Annotated in this window: 19 protein-coding genes and 1 pseudogene; 14 read left to right on the forward strand and 6 right to left on the reverse strand. The window is 42.9% G+C overall.

Going from position 1 to position 20,591, the window contains the following annotated elements:
* The first annotated feature begins 695 nt into the window (after positions 1-695).
* The 6 genes from J5I83_RS09925 to J5I83_RS09950 are packed head-to-tail and all read left to right on the forward strand — an operon-like array spanning position 696 to position 6,063.
* On the forward strand, positions 696-1,814 hold the full coding sequence (locus J5I83_RS09925) for a D-alanyl-D-alanine carboxypeptidase family protein (protein ID WP_304055537.1): 1,119 nt from the start codon (positions 696-698) through the stop codon (positions 1,812-1,814).
* 12 nt (positions 1,815-1,826) lie between these two features.
* Complete coding sequence (locus J5I83_RS09930) at positions 1,827-2,690, forward strand: D-amino acid aminotransferase (protein ID WP_304055539.1); 864 nt, start codon at positions 1,827-1,829, stop codon at positions 2,688-2,690.
* Between the two features lie 25 nt (positions 2,691-2,715).
* Positions 2,716-2,982 (forward strand): DUF493 domain-containing protein, encoded by a 267-nt coding sequence (locus tag J5I83_RS09935; RefSeq protein ID WP_304055542.1) that lies wholly within the window; start codon positions 2,716-2,718, stop codon positions 2,980-2,982.
* Between the two features lie 12 nt (positions 2,983-2,994).
* Complete coding sequence (gene lipB, locus J5I83_RS09940) at positions 2,995-3,648, forward strand: lipoyl(octanoyl) transferase LipB (protein WP_304055544.1); 654 nt, start codon at positions 2,995-2,997, stop codon at positions 3,646-3,648.
* An 8-nt stretch (positions 3,649-3,656) separates the two neighbouring features.
* Positions 3,657-4,601: a lipoyl synthase gene (gene lipA / locus J5I83_RS09945; protein ID WP_304055546.1), complete on the forward strand. Its 945-nt coding sequence runs from the start codon at positions 3,657-3,659 to the stop codon at positions 4,599-4,601.
* A gap of 22 nt (positions 4,602-4,623) precedes the next feature.
* The gene (locus J5I83_RS09950) at positions 4,624-6,063 is read left to right on the forward strand and encodes an ATPase (RefSeq protein ID WP_304055548.1); all 1,440 of its coding nucleotides are present in this window, start codon (positions 4,624-4,626) and stop codon (positions 6,061-6,063) included.
* A 54-nt stretch (positions 6,064-6,117) separates the two neighbouring features.
* Here the strand turns inward: J5I83_RS09950 and J5I83_RS09955 are convergent, their stop codons facing one another.
* From J5I83_RS09955 to J5I83_RS09965, 3 genes are all read right to left on the reverse strand, one after another.
* Positions 6,118-6,696 (reverse strand): DUF1292 domain-containing protein, encoded by a 579-nt coding sequence (locus J5I83_RS09955; protein ID WP_304055550.1) that lies wholly within the window; start codon positions 6,694-6,696, stop codon positions 6,118-6,120.
* Positions 6,697-6,725: 29 nt separating this feature from the next.
* Positions 6,726-7,322 (reverse strand): SCO family protein, encoded by a 597-nt coding sequence (locus tag J5I83_RS09960; protein ID WP_304055552.1) that lies wholly within the window; start codon positions 7,320-7,322, stop codon positions 6,726-6,728.
* A gap of 125 nt (positions 7,323-7,447) precedes the next feature.
* On the reverse strand, positions 7,448-8,815 hold the full coding sequence (locus tag J5I83_RS09965; RefSeq protein ID WP_304055554.1) for a hypothetical protein: 1,368 nt from the start codon (positions 8,813-8,815) through the stop codon (positions 7,448-7,450).
* 593 nt (positions 8,816-9,408) lie between these two features.
* Here J5I83_RS09965 and J5I83_RS09970 point away from each other — a divergent pair.
* The 5 genes from J5I83_RS09970 to J5I83_RS09990 all read left to right on the forward strand — a co-directional run bounded on the left by J5I83_RS09970 (position 9,409) and on the right by J5I83_RS09990 (position 16,018).
* Positions 9,409-10,596 (forward strand): porin, encoded by a 1,188-nt coding sequence (locus J5I83_RS09970; protein WP_304055556.1) that lies wholly within the window; start codon positions 9,409-9,411, stop codon positions 10,594-10,596.
* Positions 10,597-10,998: 402 nt separating this feature from the next.
* Positions 10,999-12,117, forward strand: a complete 1,119-nt coding sequence (gene ald, locus J5I83_RS09975) for an alanine dehydrogenase (protein WP_304055558.1) — start codon at positions 10,999-11,001, stop codon at positions 12,115-12,117.
* Between the two features lie 124 nt (positions 12,118-12,241).
* Positions 12,242-13,258 (forward strand): extracellular solute-binding protein, encoded by a 1,017-nt coding sequence (locus J5I83_RS09980; protein ID WP_304055561.1) that lies wholly within the window; start codon positions 12,242-12,244, stop codon positions 13,256-13,258.
* Between the two features lie 173 nt (positions 13,259-13,431).
* Complete coding sequence (locus tag J5I83_RS09985; RefSeq protein WP_304055577.1) at positions 13,432-14,949, forward strand: iron ABC transporter permease; 1,518 nt, start codon at positions 13,432-13,434, stop codon at positions 14,947-14,949.
* A 4-nt stretch (positions 14,950-14,953) separates the two neighbouring features.
* Complete coding sequence (locus J5I83_RS09990; RefSeq protein WP_304055563.1) at positions 14,954-16,018, forward strand: ABC transporter ATP-binding protein; 1,065 nt, start codon at positions 14,954-14,956, stop codon at positions 16,016-16,018.
* A gap of 69 nt (positions 16,019-16,087) precedes the next feature.
* Here the strand turns inward: J5I83_RS09990 and mltB are convergent, their stop codons facing one another.
* Complete coding sequence (gene mltB, locus J5I83_RS09995; RefSeq protein WP_304055565.1) at positions 16,088-17,104, reverse strand: lytic murein transglycosylase B; 1,017 nt, start codon at positions 17,102-17,104, stop codon at positions 16,088-16,090.
* A gap of 341 nt (positions 17,105-17,445) precedes the next feature.
* Between mltB and trxA the strand changes: the two genes are divergently transcribed.
* From trxA to rpmE, 3 genes are all read left to right on the forward strand, one after another.
* Positions 17,446-17,772, forward strand: a complete 327-nt coding sequence (gene trxA, locus J5I83_RS10000; protein WP_304055567.1) for a thioredoxin TrxA — start codon at positions 17,446-17,448, stop codon at positions 17,770-17,772.
* Between the two features lie 154 nt (positions 17,773-17,926).
* On the forward strand, positions 17,927-19,186 hold the full coding sequence (rho, locus tag J5I83_RS10005) for a transcription termination factor Rho (RefSeq protein ID WP_304055569.1): 1,260 nt from the start codon (positions 17,927-17,929) through the stop codon (positions 19,184-19,186).
* Between the two features lie 159 nt (positions 19,187-19,345).
* Entirely contained in the window at positions 19,346-19,558 is a 213-nt protein-coding gene (gene rpmE / locus J5I83_RS10010; RefSeq protein WP_304055571.1) for a 50S ribosomal protein L31, read from the forward strand.
* Between the two features lie 333 nt (positions 19,559-19,891).
* On the opposite strand, the gene pssA is transcribed toward rpmE, so the two are convergent.
* Together pssA and J5I83_RS10020 are read right to left on the reverse strand one after the other, a co-directional pair.
* Entirely contained in the window at positions 19,892-20,404 is a 513-nt protein-coding gene (gene pssA, locus J5I83_RS10015; protein WP_304055573.1) for a CDP-diacylglycerol--serine O-phosphatidyltransferase, read from the reverse strand.
* A gap of 72 nt (positions 20,405-20,476) precedes the next feature.
* Positions 20,477-20,591, reverse strand: a pseudogene (locus J5I83_RS10020) (IS5/IS1182 family transposase); the annotation flags it as partial.

Consider the following 20,591-nt stretch of genomic DNA (forward strand, 5'->3'; position numbering starts at 1 on the left):
GTCTAAAAACTCTGGAACTATTGCAACATGTTGCGTGATGATGGCGTGTCGTACGGCGACGATGTTGAGGTTACCCAGCTAAGTTGCGGTGGTTGATCGTGGATTTGATCAACAGGGAGAACTGAGTATCGATGAGTGCTGATGTGAAGGGTGATGCCTACGAGGGTTTGCTGGAGAAGAACGCGCAGGACACCAAGCTGGCACTGGCCAGTATTTTACCCCGCACCCGCTGATCCAGGTGGTTTATCAAGTGGCTATCTGATCTTATGTAACTGGAAAGTTTGAGAAGCAGATAAGAAAATGAATAAGGAGATGCGTGCTATCTGCTGCGCATCATTCAGTCAGTGTTAATCTTGATTGTTTTATGATTAAACGGATAATGACTGATGGAGATTCAAATGACAGCAAACATAATTTCTTATTTGTTATCATATTAGCTTTGTATTTTAAGACTTCGATTACCGGCGGCAAAATAACGGTATTTATAACTCATACCTGATCATGATTCAGGCAGAATATTTGAAAATTTTTTCAGTCTATTTAAGTAATTTACCCCTGGTTTTTTGTAATTCATCAAGGAATTTATTTGTTCTTCCTTCACTAGCAAACAGAAAATAAATGAGAAACCATTTTATTTATGCGGTCGATTTATGAAAATTAGTGAGCAAGCTATAATGAAATTTTTTCGTGTTTCCATGAAGAGCTTACTTTACGTACTGCTATGCTTGGCAGTACTCCCTGTTTTTGCGCAGCAGCCTACATTGTCGGTAGCGGCAAAATCTTTTGCTCTCGTTGACTTTCACACTGGTCAGACACTGCTCAGCCAGAATGCTGATGAGCGTCTTGAACCTGCATCGCTCACCAAGCTGATGACAGCTTATGTTGTGTTTTCAGCATTAAAGCAGAAACGCATTACGCTGGATCAGGTTGTGCCTGTATCTAAAACAGCCTGGAAAATGGTGGGTTCTCGCATGTTTATCGAACCCAATAAGCAGGTGACGGTAGATGAATTGATTCGTGGCATGATTGTGCAATCCGGCAATGATGCCTGTGTTGCGCTGGCCGAACTGGTTGCCGGTTCGGAAGAAATGTTTGCGCATCTGATGAACGAGGAAGCTGCCCGTTTGAAGATGACCAATACGCACTTCATGAATTCAACCGGGTTATCTCATTCTAAACATTACAGTTCTGCGCACGATCTGGCGCTGCTGGCGGCTGCCATTATTCGTGATTTTCCAGAGTATTATCCGCTCTATTCACTGCGTGAATATACCTACAATGGGATTACTCAATCCAATCGCAATCGTTTGCTGTGGCTTGATCCTAATGTAGACGGAATGAAAACAGGCTGGACTGAAGCTGCTGGCTACTGCCTGATTACCTCGTCCAAACGTGATGAGCGCAGATTGATTTCAGTCGTGATGGGCACTGCCTCAGCGAATGCGCGCAGCAAGGAGAGTCAGCGTTTACTGAATTACGGTTTCCAGTTCTTTGATACAGCGCACCCATACAAAAGGAATCAGGAAATTACTAATTTGCAGGTTTGGAAAGGCGCGCAAAATACCCTCAAAGTGGGGTTTGATCACGATATTTATTTTACTCTGCCCAAAGGCCAGGCTGAAAAATTAAAGGCTAAAATGGAATATAAACAGCCATTGATTGCACCCATCAATCATGGGCAGGAAGTAGGTGCCGTTAGATTCACGATCGATAATCAGGAAGTTGCGACTTATCCGCTTGTTTCTCTTGAAGCAGTTAGCGAGGCCAGTATTTTTGGGCGTATGTGGGATAGCGTCAAGATGCTTTTTAACTAATTTTTGATAAATATGATTTACCTCAATGGCAAGTTTGTGCCGATTGAACAGGCATATATTCCGGTATTGGACAGAGGGTTCATTTTTGGTGATGGGGTCTATGAGGTGATACCGGTTTATTCGCGCAAACCGTTTCGTCTCGCAAATCACTTGCAGCGCCTGCAGCATAGTCTGGATGGTATCCGCCTGAAGAATCCTCACACTGATGAGCAATGGCAGGATCTGCTTGTACAGATTATTGCCGCTAATGAAGGCGATGATCAATATCTTTATTTGCACATAACGCGTGGTGTCGCCAAACGTGATCATGCATTCCCAGCAGGGATTGCGCCTACTGTGTTCATCATGAGCAATCCATTGCTCACCCCGCCACAGGAATTGTTATTGACGGGTGTTCCGGCGATCACTGCCCAGGATAATCGTTGGGGAAGATGTGATATCAAGGCGATATCATTGCTGCCCAATGTTTTGCTGCGACAACTGGCAGTTGATTCAGGCGCCATGGAAACGGTTTTATTGCGCGAAGGCTTCTTGACCGAAGGCGCAGCTAGCAATATCTTTATCTCCAAAAACAATGTGTTGCTAACGCCGCCCAAAAGCCATTTGATGCTGCCAGGCATTACTTATGATGTCGTTTTGGAATTGGCGCAAGCGCATGCAATTCCGTATGAGGTGAGAGCGATATCTGAAGAAGAATTGCGCACAGCAGATGAAGTATTGCTTACATCTTCCACCAAAGAGATTATGCCGATTGTATCGCTTGACGGGAAACTGATTGGTGATGGCAAGCCAGGCTTGATGTTCAAACAACTCAATCAGTTTTATCAGCAATATAAAGCTGTTACGATGCGCGGTGGCAATGCTGCCGCAGTATAGACATCATTAGTTTTAACTACATCCCATGACAGAGCAGTTTTCGCTTATTGAATATCCTTGCGATTTTCCAATCAAGATCATGGGCCGGTCGCAGCAGGGATTTACCCAGGCAGTGCTGAGTATTGTGAAACATCATGCGCCTGATTTCGATGAGGTTGCATTTGAGGTAAGGGCCAGCAGGAACGGCGCCTATTTGAGCTTAACCTGTACCATCTGTGCTACATCACGTGCCCAACTGGATGCGCTTTATCAAGAGCTGCACGATCATCCGATGGTAATGATGGTATTTTAAGGCTCCGAGATCATGCAAAGTATGCGGCCTGGGTCAGAAAATTCGCCGCTGGCCATTAACACCAAATATCTGGGCATGGTCGATTATCTGTTAGCCTGGCAGGCCATGAAGGAGTTTACTGCTAACCGTGACAGCCATACACCTGATGAAATCTGGCTGTTGCAGCACCCGTCAGTCTATACCCAAGGCATCGCCGGTAAGCCGGAGCATTTGCTCTATCAAAATGATATCCCGTTGGTCAGGACAGACCGCGGCGGGCAAATCACCTTCCATGGTCCAGGCCAGTTGATTGCCTACTTATTACTCGATCTGCGCCGCTTGAAGCTGAATGTAAGAGAACTAGTCAGAAAGATGGAAGGGGCTGTGATAGACTTGCTGCGAGCATACCGGATTGAAGCAGAAGGTCGCGTAGAGGCGCCAGGGGTTTATGTGCACAATGCAAAAATTGCCTCACTGGGACTAAAAATCAAGAATGGCTGTTGTTACCATGGTATCGCACTGAATGTAGATATGGATTTAACACCTTTTGCTGCGATCAATCCATGTGGTTATGCAGGTCTGCGCGTTACGCAAATCAAGGATCTGGGCATTGACGATAAAATGGACGTGTTAGGCCAGAAAATGATAGAAAAATTACAAATAAAACTTGCTGAAGGGGGGAAATAGTTAACGTCATGACCACAGATAGGCACGAAAGAGGGATTGCTAAGACAGCGCGTAATCCTATCAAAATTGATATCCAGCAATCGAGCGAAATATTACGCAAGCCATCATGGATACGGGTACGTTCGTCCAATAGCCAGACCTACTTTGAAGTCAAACGGTTGTTGCGGGAACACAAGCTGCACACAGTCTGCGAAGAGGCTTCCTGCCCTAATATTGGTGAATGTTTTGGCAAGGGTACCGCCACTTTCATGATTTTAGGAGATCTTTGCACACGACGTTGTCCCTTCTGTGATGTGGCGCATGGCAGACCTTTACCACCTGATCCTGATGAACCATTACACCTGGCAAAATCGATCGCTGCACTGAAGCTTAAATATGTCGTGATCACCAGTGTCGATCGTGATGACCTGCGGGATGGCGGAGCGCAGCACTTTGTTGATTGCATCCGTGAGATACGCGCCCATTCCCCGCAAACTAAAATTGAAATTCTGGTACCTGATTTTCGGGGAAGACTTGCGGTCGCGCTTGAAAAACTATCTGCTTGTCCGCCTGATGTGCTTAATCATAATCTGGAAACTGTACCGCGTTTATACAAGCAATGCCGCCCTGGTGCCGACTATGCCCATTCTCTAAAGTTGTTGAAAGACTTTAAAGCTGCTTTTCCTGCAATTCCTACTAAATCTGGCCTAATGTTAGGGCTTGGAGAAGCCGATGAAGAGATTATCGAAGTATTACGAGATTTGCGGGAGCACAATGTCGATATGCTTACCATCGGTCAATACCTCCAACCCAGCATCGGGCATCTGCCTGTCATGCGTTATGTATCACCAGAAGGCTTCAAGGAGTTTGAGCGTATTGCGATTGAAATGGGCTTCAGTAATGCTGCTTGTGGTCCAATGGTGCGGTCGAGCTATCATGCTGATCAACAGGCGCATGAAGCAGGGGTGAAATAGCTTTTATGAAAGGATAAATAGCGTGGCAAAGTCGATCGGTGAATTGCTTGTTCAAGAGGGTATTCTATCCCCTACGCAACTGGACGAGGCGATTGCCTTGCAGAGACGTGCCGGCGGACGCCTGGCCAATGCAATCATTTCTTTGGGTTACCTTACCAGAGAGCAGTTGCATCAATTTCTGTATCCTGCGCCACCCATACCTCTAAAAATAGCCGATACTGGTTTAACTGACGTTTATCTGGTTGATTTATTGCTTAAAGCAGCTTATCTGGAAGCAGGTACTTTTACCTTACAACGCATGGCGAATGTGCTTTCACTTCCTTTCAGTATTATAGAAGAGCTGATAGAGTTGGTCAGGGTTGATAATTTGGCTGCAATTCGTACTTCTTCCAGCTATACCAGTACTACGCAAGTGCTCGAATTAACCCAACGCGGGCGTGAAAGGGCAGAGGCAGCATTTAATATCAGTCTATATGTCGGAGCTGCGCCTGTTCCATTGGAAGATTACTCGTTCATGCTCACACGGCAGAGTGTCCGCCAAGTTGAGCTGGATAAAGAATGGATTGATTCTTCTTTGAAGCATCTGGTTATCGGCGACAAATTACTCAGTCAATTGGGCCCCGCATTTTCTTCAGGCCGTTCGATCTTTCTATATGGTCCACCGGGAACAGGGAAAACAAGTATTGCCGAGGCGTTAGGACGCGGTATCCCGGGGGAGATCTATCTGCCGCAAGCGATAGAGGCAGGAGGGCAGGTGATACGTTTTTTTGATCCATCTATTCATACGCCTGTCGAAGATAAAAAAACAGCAGAAGATTGCTCGCTTGATCTTAAAATGAGCCTGACCTATGATCCACGCTGGAAAAAATGCTACCGGCCAGTTGTGATGGTGGGAGGTGAGCTCACGCTGGATATGTTGGAATTGCGTTATGACTATGCGAGCAAATTCTACGAAGCGCCTATCCATATGAAGGCAGGAAATGGTGTCTTTATTCTGGACGATTTTGGCCGGCAACGAATCGAGCCACGCCAATTACTCAATCGCTGGATTATTCCGTTAGAGCGTGGCGTTGATTTCCCATCGCTGCACACGGGCATGAAATTCGAGATACCTTTTGATCAGATTACCGTGTTTAGCACTAATTTGAATCCATTGGATCTGGTTGATGACGCATTTCTACGACGAATCCGCCATAAGATACATGTGCAATATCAGACCGAAACCGAGTTCAAGGAGATTTTACGTCGTATCTGTCAGAAACAAGGCGTTCATTATGATAGCGATGTTACCGATTATCTCTTGAACAATCACTACCGTAAGCAGAACCGGCCTTTGGTGGGTAGTCATCCGCGTGATTTGATGGAGCACATCATTGATCATGCTCATTTTCTAAATCAGCCTCCAGAATTTACCAAGGTATCCATAGATTCTGCAGCAGCCAATTATTTTGTCGAGCTATGATGATCAGATAAAGAATGGACTGTATACACTCAGATAATAAGAATAATCCAGGAGTTATCGCTTCTTGGGTGAGCAAATTTTATTGAGCAGTGTAATGGCAGAGTATCGTTTCTCCTCTTTACGTCCCTTTCTTGCCTGATCATATACTTTGTCAATTTGTAACGTATTTTCTAGCGTGCTCGCCTGAATAGTATAGGCATCAAAATTGAAATCAGCAGCGTAATTGATCCAATCGAGTGGGATGGTGAATTCAGCGCCTCGAACGGTACGCGTAGCGGTAAAGCCTGCTGGCAAATTGTATTCTGTAAACTTTCCGCTGGTTTCTGACAATTTATGGTTTTCGGGATCAAGGGTACCCTCATACACTAAGGCTTTTTCCGTTTTTGTTTTATTTAACGGAAGCAGAAAAAGATAAGTTTTTTCATGCAGAATTTGCAAGAGTACATAATCGTTGTTTTCCTCGTTGACTTGTTCCCCTCTTGTTTTGACTCGGAACAGCAAATGATTATCTGCTGAAATATCAGTTGTTACTTGGAGAATATCCAGTGCTGGTGTCAAGGATTTATCCATAAAAGACGAGATGGTACGGGGATCGGCCTCGATTTGCATGGCAGCAACAGACCTGGTTATCATAAATAAAAATATGAATATTAGCGTCCACTTCATGATTTGAAGAACTCCCTTTTTTCGCGAAACATTTTTGCAATATTCACTGTATCTTCAAGCGCATCAAAGATAACTCTAATCTTTCCTGAAGGATCAATTAGAAAAGCCGACGTGCTGTGATCTACCTGATAGTTCTGCATGTTACCGACGTTTTTCGTATAAAAAACAGTCTCTACACCAAAAGTAGCTTTGAAACGCGCCAGCTCTTCACCTTCAAACCGTAAGTAAGCGATGTTTGCGTCGAAGCTTTTTGTATAGCTCGATAAAATTTCTTCCGAATCCCTGTCCGGATCCACTGTTACAAAGGTTCCATCTAGTTTAATCTGCTCATTGGCAGCAGCTTTAATCAACATGGATAAATTAGCCAGTGACATAGGGCAGATATCCCTACAACGCGTAAATCCAAATACTACTAATTGCCATTGTTTATTCTCGCTTGGATGCGCTTGCTGCAAATGAGAAATTGTTTCAGCCTTTAGTGGTACTGGACGCGGCAAGATGACCGTTGCAGCTTCGATGCTGGCTTGCGTAAAAAGAAGGGTCAGCGCAACTACCGTTGAAGAATATTTTCTTTGCAAAATACTTTGTATCATTTATTTACTCTTTCTTTTCAATTTTCTGATCGCTTTGTTTTATATTTGAACCGGCTCATCTTGACGTTTACCCACACGACAATCCTTGAGTAAAAGCAGATGAGCCGAATAAACAGCACTAACTATTAACGCAGAGTGCCCGCAGTAAATATCCCATGCGGCTTAACCAGGCCGTCATTAGGTCCCCATACTTTCACGACCGTATCTGTCGAAGTATCGATTTTGACTACGTAGCCAGAAACCCAGCTTGCCACAATTATATGGCGATTATCAGGCGTAGGTGCGATCGTATGTGCGATAGCAAATCCATTTGGAAGCTCTGCACCTGGCTTAAGCCGCTTGATAAATTTTGGTTGATAGCGATCAGTTAAATCGTAAACAGATATATAACCATCATCAGCAAATGTGAAATCGAGTGAATCTTCTTCCGCAATATAGAGCTTGCCATTAACAACAGCAATGTCGGATGCAGAACGGAAAACACCTGGTGCATTGGCATTTTTAGAGCGATCTAGAATTTTGGTTGCAGTTCCTGCGACAGCATCAATCAACCAGACACTCGGTGGAATAATTTTTTCAGTAGTTGCAGGTGTTAACGAAGTTTTATCGAGCTGCATCGTTGCCGTAACTGCGTAGCGTTCATCTAACCAAACCGTAAAATGACTGAAAGCAGCATGTTTTTTCTCATCTCCTAACATGATCTGGCCTACAGGTTGCAGCTCGCCAGTTTCTCTGTTCGGTTTATAGACATCAATTATGCTATTGTCGAAGAAATACCCTGTGCCAAGGCCTATGGTGCCGGATTTATTGAAGTTGATACCATGCGTTTGCTCTGTGTAACCCGGAATCCTGATAGGGTCAACATTCTCTACCAACTGATTTGTTTTGGTATTGACAACACGTACCCTGTCAGAAGTAAATTCGGTAAAGTAAATATAATTTGAATAAGGTAAGATGGTAGGACCATGGATTTGGGGTCCCCGGCCTATTACCCAATTAGGGATATTCTGGACATTGTTGACGGGTTCAACAAATGGAAATTCACTGGGTTCGCCTGCACCGTCTCCAGCTGTCATGACAGATTCCACCGCTACTGAGGCAGTACCGGCGTTCCAATCAACATTGTCTACTCTTAGCGCAATAATATAGGCTGGATGTTCATCTGTCGTATCGGATGTGATATAAACCTTATTTCCTTCCGGTAATACTATTGTATGCTGCAATGGAACTTTTCCAGGCCAACCAGCGAGATTGGTTGGATCAATGATGACTAGCTTGTCGTTCTCATAGTTAAATAGATAAATACTGCCGCTGTGATAATCGATAGCCGTTGCTACCGGTTGCAAATAATTGTTATAGACATTTGGAAATTGGTTGATTGGTAAGGGCGCCTGATCATTAGCCGCGCTGATAGAGCCTGCGGATAAAGCGAATACGCACATGCTTGCCACGGGAATAATCCGGGCCAGCTTCCTGATGGAAAACTTCTTCATTGACAACATTAAAAATCCCTCTTGCAACATATTGATAATAAAGTCTTAATGCATCGAAATAGCTATATTCCAATCATTTAAGACCACTACATCGAAAAATACCTCTTTCGATTTGAAACGATCCGTAACTGAACCAATACAACAGGTTTAATCCAGGTTCCAGCACAGCAACGTCTTATCAACCAGTGTAAAGACTGAGCAGCTTACTTCATGTGAGAAAACTCACAGCTATTTGAACCATGATTTTTAATAATAATGCTTATTGCATAAATAAGAAGTGGATTCAGATTCTGTTTTTTTCAAAAATCATCGGCACTTTTTAGCGTGTTAGTAATTTTTCTGTAAATAAAAATACTGTCCGCAAAAAAGATCTTTTGTGGTTCTTCCAGAAATTACATATCCAGGATTTAACCGGCAGAAACATAGTTAATTCCATGCAAGTATTGGCGTCCATTGCAATGATCACTTGGGTAAAACAGAAATATGATTATAAATTCAGTTAATTTGCTTACAACACACTTATTTATGCATTTAATTTATAACAACTTATTTTTATATTTCTTACCAATTTAATTTCTACACAGTAATTCATCATGAATAGCAAATTCGTTTTCGTCGCATTAACTGGCTTACTTGCAACTGCCCTCGTGACATCCGCATATGGAACAAATTTATCGCTTGTTGGCCGGATTCAGGCCGAATATAGCGGTATCAATATCGAAGGTTTCTCCAGCCAGACAACGGTTAATGATCCAACCTTTTTTTCTTCATGGGGTCTGCGTGTTTTCGAAGATTTGGGAAACGGGTTTAAAGTGGTCACAATGATTGATTTCGGCTTCAACACGAATGGTGGACCAGTAGGTAATCGGGAAGTATTTGTCGGGATATCCAAGGATTCAGTTGGCACATTAAAATTTGGCCGCACTCATTCCCCATTTGCAGACTTTGCTGGCGGCTGGACGATTGACCCGTTCGTCTACACCACACTGCAAGCCACTGGTAGTGGCGGTACCATGATCGCCAGCGCAAACGGTCTTGGTTCAGGATCGTATTCTGCAGTGAATAGCGTGGTACGCTTTACCTCTGCAACCTTTAATGGTTTTTCCTTTGCAGTGCTGTTAATGCCTGGCGATGCAAACAAGCTAGAAGCACATCTTGGCGGTATTCTTGGTGGGCAGGGCAGAAATATTGGCAATACCGGTGGTGAAAATGGTGAATGGGATATCCAGTTTGCTGCTAAATATGCCTTAGAGATTCAAGAACATAAACTGGAGGTATTTGGTGGTTATTCCAGGGACAACGTAAGCTCTGCTCAAAAACAAATAACAGTAGTTAATTTAAAAACTGAAGAAGTGGGACGAATCGGTGGGGTCTGGTCGTACAGAAATTTCCGTCTTCAGGGCCAATATGACTATATCAGTGACGCACTGGGTGCCGCAACATGTTCGGATGCAGCTGCTCTAGGTGCAATAGGTGATGTGTCGACCAGGCAATGTAATACCGCAATGAATCCTGGCGGGAACGGTAGCATCTGGTATGCAGGAGGACAATACAAGCTAGGAAATGCGACTTTTGTCGCACAGGGTGGTATGACAGATGCGAACAAAACTGATGTTTTTGCAAGCCGCAAATCCAAAAGCTTTACTGTTGGCGCATTATATAGCCTAAGCAAACGCACGAATCTGTTTGGTGGCTATCAGCATGTAAACGTAATCGATAAAAACAGTGTAATAGATCGTGATCGTGGTACCTGGACAGTGGGTATGCGTCACTTATTTTGATGATAAGTTAGAGAAATTCGGTATACCTAATTGTTCAGGTTTCCGGATGAATGAACCTGGAAATCGTTATTGATCGCTAGTGGATCGTTCCAGTAAAACCATTACCGTTCGCGGTGAGCTTGTCGAACTGCTAAACAACTGACATCAATCAGCCTTCGACAAGCTCAGGCCGAACGGTGTTTTTGTAACCATTATGCTGGAACAGTCTACTAGTTAGAAAGCTGAAACCATGGTCTGCTGGAAAATTTCCGGAATTTTTTCAGCCTGTATGGTGAGGCTGCTACATGGTGCATCGCATCGACAAAACAAGGCTAATTTTATGAATCAATCAATGGATGCTATGAAAAAGGATAAAAAAAGAGTAAAAGAATCACTCTGAATAACAAAAGCGGGAATTAAGTAATGATCATCGGATTACCCAAAGAAATCAAGGATAATGAATATCGTGTCGGCATGTCTCCCGGGACCGTGCATACATTAGTAGAATATGGACATCAGGTTCGAGTGCAAACCGGAGCGGGGTTAGGAAGCTCTTTTACTGATGAGGATTACAAATCAGCGGGAGCTGATATTGTTTCTAATGCTGAAGATGCCTGGTCTGCGCAAATGGTGGTCAAAGTAAAGGAGCCAACAGAACTGGAGTACCGCTATTTGCGCCATGACTTGATTCTTTTTACTTATTTGCATCTGGCCTCAAATAAAGCGCTGGTTGAAACGCTGTTGACTGCTGGGGTGACAGGCATCGCTTATGAAACTGTGCAAACAGAATCGGGCGAGTTGCCATTATTGGCCCCTATGAGCGAAGTAGCCGGAAGAATGGCGATTCAAATAGGGGCTTCTTACTTGCTAAAAACCTTGGGTGGCCGGGGTATTCTGATGGGTGGTGTTCCCGGGGTAGCGCCTGCCAATGTCGCAATTCTGGGTGCAGGCATAGTAGGTGCTAATGCTGCCAGAGCTGCTGTTGGTATGGGCGCTCAAGTAACAGTATTGGATGTGAATCATGCACGCTTGAAATACCTGGATGATATTTTCCGAGGACAACTATTAACACGTATGAGTGATGGCCTCAATATCAAAGAACTCGTTTATCAGGCTGATCTGGTTATTGGTGCAGTATTGATTCCGGGTGGACGTGCGCCCTGGTTAATCACCAAGGATATGCTATCACATATGCGCCGCGGCTCGGTTATCGTTGATGTGGCGGTTGATCAGGGTGGCTGCGTCGAGACCACACATCCAACCACGCATAGCCACCCAGTTTATGAAGTTGACGGGGTATTGCATTATTGTGTTACCAATATGCCAGGCGCTGTTCCCCGCACGAGTACTTTTGCGCTGAACAATCAAACAGCTGCTTATGTCGTGCGTCTAGCGAATGAAGGTTTAGACGCTGTGTGTCATGATCGTGCTTTGCAACATGGCCTTAATATACATCGTGGTTTTGTGACACACCCAGCGGTGGCAGAAGTGTTTGGACTGAAATATACAGCGCCATTGCTGGCAATCGGTGATGCATCCTAGTAAATCGGCGTGAACCGCTCTCTGAAACGGCGGGATAACTGATAACTATTCTTGTTTATAGTATAATGCTTTAAAATTTTGTAGGATGATATCTCCTGACATTTTCATACTTCATATTTAATAAATGCCTAAACTATTTTTTATCAAACGTTTTGTTGCGATCACAAGCTGTTCTATTTTCCTGTTGGCCGCCAATGTGGTGCAAGCAGAACAGATCGTAGTGTATTCAGCAAGAATTGAGCAGCTTATCAAGCCGATGTTTGATGCTTTTACCAATGAAACAGGTATTCAGGTCAAATTTACGACAGACAAGGAAGGTGCTCTTTTAGCGAGACTCAAGGCTGAAGGTAAAAAAACACCAGCTGATGTCTTGATCACTGCTGATGTGGGGAATTTATGGGAAGCCGCTCGGACGGGAGTGTTAAAGTCTGTTTCTTCTCCTATATTGGAAGCGAATATTCCTACTTATTTACGTGATCCACAAGGGCAATGGTTTGGTCTCTCGGTGCGGGCTCGTACTATCGTCTACAATACGCAAAAGGTAAAACCTTCTGATCTCTCTAGCTATGAGGACCTAGCTGATCCGAAATGGAAGGGAAGATTATGTTTGCGCACTTCGAAGAAAGTTTACAATCAATCGCTCGTTGCCATGATGATTGCCGAACATGGTGAAGCTGAAACTGAGAAAATTGTGAGAGGCTGGGTTGCCAATCTCGCAACTGATCCTCTGCCTGATGATACGAGAGCCTTAGAATTTGTGGCAGCAGGGCGATGTGATGTGACTCTGGTCAATACGTACTATTATGGTAGGTTGATGGAAAGTAATCCTGCTTTACCTTTAGCAATTTTGTGGCCAAATCAGAGCAATAGCGGCGTGCATGTCAATATTTCCGGTGCTGGTATTACTCAATTCAGCAAAAATGAGCGTTCGGCGATTAAATTGCTGGAATTTTTATCTTCAGAGAAAGCGCAAAATTTGTTTGCTGATGTCAATATGGAATATCCAGTCAATCCTCAGGTTAAACCTAGTCCAGCCGTTTCGGCTTGGGGAGCATTCAAGCAAAATCCAATGAATATTGTCAAGGCTGGGGAATTACAGACAACAGCAGTAAAATTAATGGATCGGGCTGGTTATCGATAAACTAGTGGATGCATGTGAACAATGAAAAGTATTCTACCGTAGAAGAAAAAAATAGCGATATTAGTCGTCCCTTTTTTCTCTTGAAACATAAAGTAAGTATATGGCGACTAATCCCGTTTCTCGTTGCGGCACTGGTATTCACTCCGGTCATTGTCGTCTTCTCTTCTTTCTTTATGCCAGCAAATGAAGTCTGGCAGCATCTCGTTGAAACGACACTTTCTAGTCTATTAATCAATACATTCTGGCTTTCAGTCGGGGTTATTGCCGGTACGTCATTATTGGGTGTCAGTCTTGCCTGGTTTACCGCAGTATACGAGTTTCCAGGCAGCAGGTTTTTTTCCTGGGCATTATTGCTGCCATTAGCCATTCCCGCCTATGTTACTGCATTTGTTGTACTTGGCTTATTTGATTATACCGGCCCAGTTCAGACCAGTCTGCGCATTTGGTTGGGATCAGAGTTAACCTGGTTTCCAGATTTATATGGAAGAGGAGGGGTGATTGTTGTCATGACGCTGGCTTTCTATCCTTATGTGTATTTAATGGCACGTAATGCCTTTCTCACACAAGGAAAGCGTTTGCTGGAAGTAGCACAATCACTGGGCCTTAATCGTCGTCAGGGTTTTTTTAAGGTGGCGTTGCCGATGGCGCGCCCATGGATTGTAGGCGGCATCATGCTAACACTCATGGAAACCCTGGCAGATTTTGGCACAGTCGCGGTATTTAATTACGATACCTTTACCACGGCGATCTATAAAGCATGGTTTAGCATGTTTTCTCTACCTGCTGCTTCTCAGCTTGCATCGTTATTGATTGTCATTGTCTTTGTGCTCATTATTATCGAGCAACAATTCCGGCTGCGGATGCGCTTTGCAGAGACGAAAAGGAGTGCACGCGCCGGCGGCATCTTACTTTCAGGCTGGAAGGCCAAAGCAGCTAGCTTTTTTGCTGCGAGTGTTTTATTTTTTGCATTTGTGATGCCAATTATGCAATTGGGTATCTGGGCTGCTAATTCTTTACTGCAAAGTTTTGACCAACGCTATCTTGAATTTCTCTTGCATTCAGTGCTGCTATCAGCAATGGCCACTGTAATTACCTGCTTTATTGCAATATTGCTGGTTTATGCAGTCCGCTTGCATTCTGATATCCTTACCCGGATTGCAGTACGTATAGCGACTATTGGCTATGCTTTGCCTGGAGCAGTATTGGCTGTAGGTATTTTCATTCCATTTGCCTGGCTAGATAATCAGTTGAATGAATGGCTGTCGTTGCTGTTTCAAATTGAAACTAACTTACTGATTCAAGGCACGCTCGGGGTAATGCTGATTGCTTATATGACACGCTTCCTTGCTGTCGGTCATTATCCTATCGATAGCGCTATGCAACGCATTACCCGTAACATAGACGAGGCAGCGATGGGATTCGGTTTGAGCGGCTGGGCAGTATTACGAAGCATTCATTTGCCGATGTTGAAAGCAGGTATATTTACTGCAGCAACACTGGTTTTCGTGGATGTAATGAAAGAAATGCCAATCACTTTGATGACCCGTCCTTTTGGTTGGGATACTTTAGCTGTGCGTATTTTTGCTTTGACATCAGAAGGGGAATGGGAACAAGCTGCATTACCGGCGGTGACTTTAGTGTTAGCAGGATTGGTACCTATTATTTTATTAATGCGACAGACCGACAAATAGTGCTGTGGATACATTACTGAAATTACACCAGGTTAGGCATGCTTACGGTAAGCAGACAACTATTAACTATTTATCGTTTGATTTGGAAAAAGGAGAGATTGGTTGCTTGTTAGGCCCCAGCGGTTGTGGGAAAACGACTGTGTTGCGCTGTATTGCCGGTTTTGAGCCACTGACTGCAGGTGAAATATTACTTAACGGGATAATGGTTAGTTGCGCTAACTTTAGCCTGCCGCCTGAACAAAGACGTGTCGGTATGGTATTCCAGGATTACGCATTGTTTCCTCATCTGACAATAGCGGAAAATGTGGGATTTGGACTGCATCGTAAATCTACGGTTGAACGCACACAACGCGTCTCTGACTTACTGCAAACCGTAGGCTTGACTGAAGCGGCCAATAAATATCCACATGAGCTTTCCGGCGGACAGCAGCAACGTGTCGCATTGGCTCGAGCATTGGCGCCCAACCCTGATTTATTATTAATGGATGAACCTTTTTCTAATTTGGATATCAGCTTACGTGAACGTCTAAGTCTGGAAGTACGCGATATTTTGAAGAATCAGCATATTACTGCTATTCTGGTAACACATGATCAAGATGAAGCATTCTCAGTAGCAGATGTGATAGGCGTCATGCATCAAGGAAAAATTATGCAATGGGATACGGCCTATAATTTATACCATCGTCCTGCCAATCGTTTTGTTGCCAACTTTATTGGCCAAGGTGTCTTTCTCCCCGGTAAAGTGCTTGCTCCAGGTAAAATCGAGACGGAGCTGGGTATTTTAACTGAACACATTTACCATCAATGTGAATCCGATAATGAAATTTGCCATATTGGAAGCGAGGTAGATGTATTAATACGACCGGATGACATTGTGTATAGTAATGAAAGCACTTCACAGGCAGTGGTCATGCATAAAGCATTCCGAGGTGCTGAGATTCTTTATACGTTGAAGTTGCCTACTGGAAGAACAGCACTATCACTCATATCAAGTCACCATAACCACGCTATTGGCGAGAAAATTGGCATCAAGCTGGAAGCTGATCATGTTGTGGTTTTTAAAAGATAAAGGCATATAGAAATTCAAGAATAGGTGAGTAAATAGCTAATCAATGAGTCTGGTTAGTAAATTATTAACTTATCGCAACCCTGAATTTCGTGCTGCCCGAACTGCTTCAGCAAGTTGTAGTACTGACATTGCATAAAAAGTACTGCGATTATAACGCGTAATGACATAGAAATTCTGAAACCCAAGCCAATATTGTATATTGTCATCATCTTTTAATTCTAAGAGAGCTGCTAGACGTTCATCGTTTATCGTCTCTAGCGGGATAATATTGGCTGCACGAAGCTTTTTTACTGTATGGACTGGTTCAATGCCTGCAAGTAAGATTTGCTGATAATGGTCACTCTTGGTAGGGACATGTGCACGGGTTATGGTTGGTCCACCTGTTTCCCAGCCATATTCCTTAAGATAGTTGGCAATACTACCAATTGCATCCGCAGCATTGTCTGTTAAATCAGCTTTTCCATCACCATCAAAATCGATGGCATAGCGCCTATAACTTCCTGGCATAAATTGTGGAATACCGATAGCACCTGCATAAGAGCCTTTGATACTGAATAAATCAAAACGCTGTTCCTGCGCAAGGAGCAGGTATTGCTCCAGTTCACTTCTAAAAAATTCAGCGCGCTTAGGAAAATCAAATGCCAGAGTCGTGAGCGCATCGATAATACGGTGATTGCCCATCGTTACGCCATAAGCCGTTTCAACGCCAATAATTGCTACAATAATTTCTTCTGGCACACCAAATGTTTGGCTTGCCTGTTCCAGTTTCCGTGCATGCTCATTCCAGAAATTAACGCCACTTTTTATACGTTGTGAGTTAATAAAGCGAGAGCGATATTTGCTCCACGGTATTGGTGCAGTCGGCATTGAGATAAGATCAATGACTGAAGGTTGGAATTGTACCTTACTAAATACATCTTCAAGTTTGGATTGATTGAATCCATGCTGTACAACCATCTCGTTAATAAAGTGTTTGATTTCTGGATGCAACGGAGAGGCGATTAGCGTTTCACTGCGAAAAATCAAGAATAAGCCAATAAACAATGTGAATGTTTGATGTAGGCGATTACGCAGAATCAAATGCATAATTTTTGTCTCGCGTTAAATTGATTAGACATATTAAACGGTATATCCTGTTTTATTTTTATATTGAACGGCAAGCTAGAAAATTTGATTTCATCATTCATTTCTTCTACAGGATGCTTTAATTTTTCAAAGAAATTTATAGAAGTTTAATTGTAGTGTACGACAATACTTCCCATTTACAGGAATTTTCTATAGTATAAGCAATCATAAACTTAAGTATTTCTATTTCAGCGTTAATTCGATTTGCTGTCAGGGATGGCAGATCTATTCTATTCATTGGTGCAATGCACTAGTTGTGTTCGTCTATATTAACTTAATAATTAAATTTGAATGAGGATTTCATGAGCCAACATATTCACTATATTACAGATGCAACTTTTGAAGCAGAAGTACTACAATCACCCATGCCTGTATTAGTTGATTATTGGGCAGAATGGTGTGGGCCATGCAAGATGATTGCTCCAATTCTGGATGAAGTAGCGAATGAGTATAGTGGGCGACTTAAAGTTGCAAAGCTTAATATTGATGAAAATCAAGCTACTCCTCCAAAATATGGAATCCGCGGTATTCCTACCCTCATGCTTTTCAAAAATGGCAATATTGAAGCAACCAAAGTGGGTGCTCTTTCAAAATCTCAATTGACAGCATTTATTGACAGCCATTTATAAAATTATTAGGCTTGCCTCTAATATTCACGCCCTAGTAAGCTTAAAGCTTATAAGAGTTACCGCTTCAAATTGACTTTTCCCTATTGGCAATACTCTTCTTCCTGAGTGTTTAGCATCTATTTTTTCTTTCTCAATTATTTTCACGAGTTTCCTCATGCGTTTATCCGATCTTAAAAGTCTTCATGTTTCTGAATTAATAAAAATGGCAGTAGCCAATGAAATTGAAGGCGCCAACCGCTTGCGAAAACAAGACCTGATTTTTGCCTTGTTAAAAAACCAAGCGCGTAAAAATGAAAGTATTTTTGGGGAAGGAACCCTGGAAATTTTGCAGGACGGCTTTGGATTTTTACGCTCACCCGATACTTCCTATTTGGCTGGTCCCGATGACATTTATATTTCACCCAGTCAAATTAGGCGTTTCAATTTGCATACCGGTGATTCAGTTGATGGTGAAATCCGCCCTCCCAAAGATGGAGAGCGATATTTTGCATTAGTAAAAGTCGACAAAGTCAATAACGAACCGCCAGAAAACTCCAAACGGAAAATTCTGTTTGAAAATCTGACGCCACTGTTTCCTACTGAACGTTTGGTATTAGAGCGTGATATCAAATCTGAAGAGAACATTACCGGCCGGATCATTGATCTTATCGCTCCCATTGGAAAGGGCCAGCGTGGTTTACTAGTGGCGAGTCCAAAATCCGGGAAAACCGTAATGCTGCAACACATTGCGCATTCAATCGCGGCGAATCATCCGGATGTTATTCTGATGGTGCTATTGATCGATGAACGCCCCGAAGAAGTGACCGAAATGATTCGCTCTGTCAGAGGTGAGGTCATTTCTTCTACTTTTGATGAGTCTGCCATGCGCCATGTTCAAGTGGCCGATATGGTAATCGAGAAAGCCAAACGGCTTGTGGAGCACAAAAAAGATGTGGTGATACTCCTTGATTCCATTACACGACTAGCGCGCGCTTATAACACGGTCGCGCCAGCATCGGGCAAAGTATTGACAGGGGGGGTGGATGCCAATGCGTTGCAGCGCCCGAAACGTTTCTTTGGTGCTGCGCGGAACATAGAGGAGGGTGGCTCTCTCACTATTATTGCTACTGCTCTGGTGGACACGGGTTCGCGGATGGATGATGTCATTTACGAAGAGTTCAAGGGAACTGGCAATATGGAAATTCATCTTGATCGTCGGATGGCCGAGAAACGCATCTATCCGGCAATTAACGTTAATCGTTCCGGTACTCGGCGAGAAGAGCTTCTGTTGCCGCAAGATATATTGCAGAAAATCTGGATTTTACGAAAATTACTTTATCCGATGGATGATATGGATGCGATGTCATTCTTACTTGATAAAATTAAAGCAACAAAAAGTAATGCTGATTTTTTTGATTCAATGCGTCGAGTATAAATTATTTATTTAGCTGTAAACTTTTGTATTATTTTTTATGATAGCAATGGTAATATCGGCATGAACTTTCCAAAGTTGCACCCCTTCCTTTATTAAAGGATAATATGCGGCTTTTTAGATATAACCATAAAGCGATACAGGAATTGAGGACGTGAGATTATGAAAGTAGAGATTCATCCAGATTATCAGGAAATAACAGTAACATGCAGTTGTGGCAATGTCTTTAAGACGTGTTCCACCTTAAATAAACCTTTGCATATAGAGGTATGTTCTGCTTGTCACCCTTTCTATACCGGGAAACAAAAAATTGTGGACACTGCCGGAAGGGTTGAGAAGTTTAATCGTAAATATGGAAAACAACTGCAGAAGTAAATCTATTCTAAACTGAAAATATTTTGTGAAGAGACAGCCTATTGCTTTCTTAAACAAAATTTTCTCCAGTAAGAGAAATAACATTTTCTTTTTGTCAATTTCTTAATAAGGTAAAAACTAGCGCTGCTTAAAGGCAATATACCACATCAAATTTGTGTCTTCCAACTTACTGCTTTATGAGGTAGGAGCGAGGAGTACTTGATAAAATAGCGATACTTAAAAGCGACTATCCCCGCAGCAAGCAGCGGGGTACTATGCCGTTTTAACCTCTTTCGGAATGACTATCATTTATTTCTAACATCTCTTAGAGGCAGGAAATTGAATCCAAAGAGATTAAAATATTCTCCTTAGCTTAAAGTTGGAAACCATTAATATGCTCATGATGGCATAAACAACTGGCCAGATTACGATACTAACAGGCTGGAAAATATATAAGAAATATAACAAAGGGAAAATGATCCCGTTCACAGTGATAGGTACACCTTCGAATTCCTCTCCATCAGAGATGTTATAACGCGCTAAGCGCAGCATGCCACAAACGACATATAATATTAAGATGAGGATTATGCCAATACCAGGCTCGCACAACGAATAATAAAAAAAAGTGGGAGCAACACCAAAAGAGATAAGATCAGCCAGCGAGTCTAGTTGCTTACCAAATAAATTCTGCTGGTGCATAAGCTTTGCTATTTTACCATCCAGCGTATCCAAGACCAGTGCAAGAAGCATGAATGATATAGCAAAAGAGAAATGTTCATTAGAAGCATAAAATATAGCTAATAACCCACAGCATAGATTACCTATGGTAAAAATATCAGCAATTTTAAGAATACGAAAAATACTCATGGTTTTTTTAAGTAATCAGCAATGAGAGCTTTCTACAAAGGAAAACTGAAATGTATTTCTTAGATAGTGTCGTCACGAGACTTTGAGCCATAGTGCGAGACAACGAATCTGGACGATGGCGATGAATGAAGAGAGGTTCTTGGCATAGCGGGTGGCAATACCACGCCATTGTTTGAGCGCAAGAAAA

Origin of the sequence: Nitrosomonas communis, from assembly GCF_024102715.1 — a bacterium.
GTDB lineage: Bacteria > Pseudomonadota > Gammaproteobacteria > Burkholderiales > Nitrosomonadaceae > Nitrosomonas > Nitrosomonas communis_B.

Excerpts from the sequence above, each read along its gene's own strand:
- J5I83_RS09925 (WP_304055537.1), top strand. The coding sequence starts at position 696 with ATGAAGAGCTTACTTTACGTACTGCTATGCTTGGCAGTACTCCCTGTT.
- J5I83_RS09930 (WP_304055539.1), top strand. The coding sequence starts at position 1,827 with ATGATTTACCTCAATGGCAAGTTTGTGCCGATTGAACAGGCATATATT.
- J5I83_RS09935 (WP_304055542.1), top strand. The coding sequence starts at position 2,716 with ATGACAGAGCAGTTTTCGCTTATTGAATATCCTTGCGATTTTCCAATC.
- lipB (WP_304055544.1), top strand. The coding sequence starts at position 2,995 with ATGCAAAGTATGCGGCCTGGGTCAGAAAATTCGCCGCTGGCCATTAAC.
- lipA (WP_304055546.1), top strand. The coding sequence starts at position 3,657 with ATGACCACAGATAGGCACGAAAGAGGGATTGCTAAGACAGCGCGTAAT.
- J5I83_RS09955 (WP_304055550.1), bottom strand. The coding sequence starts at position 6,696 with ATGATAACCAGGTCTGTTGCTGCCATGCAAATCGAGGCCGATCCCCGT.
- J5I83_RS09960 (WP_304055552.1), bottom strand. The coding sequence starts at position 7,322 with ATGATACAAAGTATTTTGCAAAGAAAATATTCTTCAACGGTAGTTGCG.
- J5I83_RS09965 (WP_304055554.1), bottom strand. The coding sequence starts at position 8,815 with ATGAAGAAGTTTTCCATCAGGAAGCTGGCCCGGATTATTCCCGTGGCA.
- J5I83_RS09970 (WP_304055556.1), top strand. The coding sequence starts at position 9,409 with ATGAATAGCAAATTCGTTTTCGTCGCATTAACTGGCTTACTTGCAACT.
- ald (WP_304055558.1), top strand. The coding sequence starts at position 10,999 with ATGATCATCGGATTACCCAAAGAAATCAAGGATAATGAATATCGTGTC.
- J5I83_RS09980 (WP_304055561.1), top strand. The coding sequence starts at position 12,242 with ATGCCTAAACTATTTTTTATCAAACGTTTTGTTGCGATCACAAGCTGT.
- J5I83_RS09985 (WP_304055577.1), top strand. The coding sequence starts at position 13,432 with ATGCCAGCAAATGAAGTCTGGCAGCATCTCGTTGAAACGACACTTTCT.
- mltB (WP_304055565.1), bottom strand. The coding sequence starts at position 17,104 with ATGCATTTGATTCTGCGTAATCGCCTACATCAAACATTCACATTGTTT.
- trxA (WP_304055567.1), top strand. The coding sequence starts at position 17,446 with ATGAGCCAACATATTCACTATATTACAGATGCAACTTTTGAAGCAGAA.
- rho (WP_304055569.1), top strand. The coding sequence starts at position 17,927 with ATGCGTTTATCCGATCTTAAAAGTCTTCATGTTTCTGAATTAATAAAA.
- rpmE (WP_304055571.1), top strand. The coding sequence starts at position 19,346 with ATGAAAGTAGAGATTCATCCAGATTATCAGGAAATAACAGTAACATGC.
- pssA (WP_304055573.1), bottom strand. The coding sequence starts at position 20,404 with ATGAGTATTTTTCGTATTCTTAAAATTGCTGATATTTTTACCATAGGT.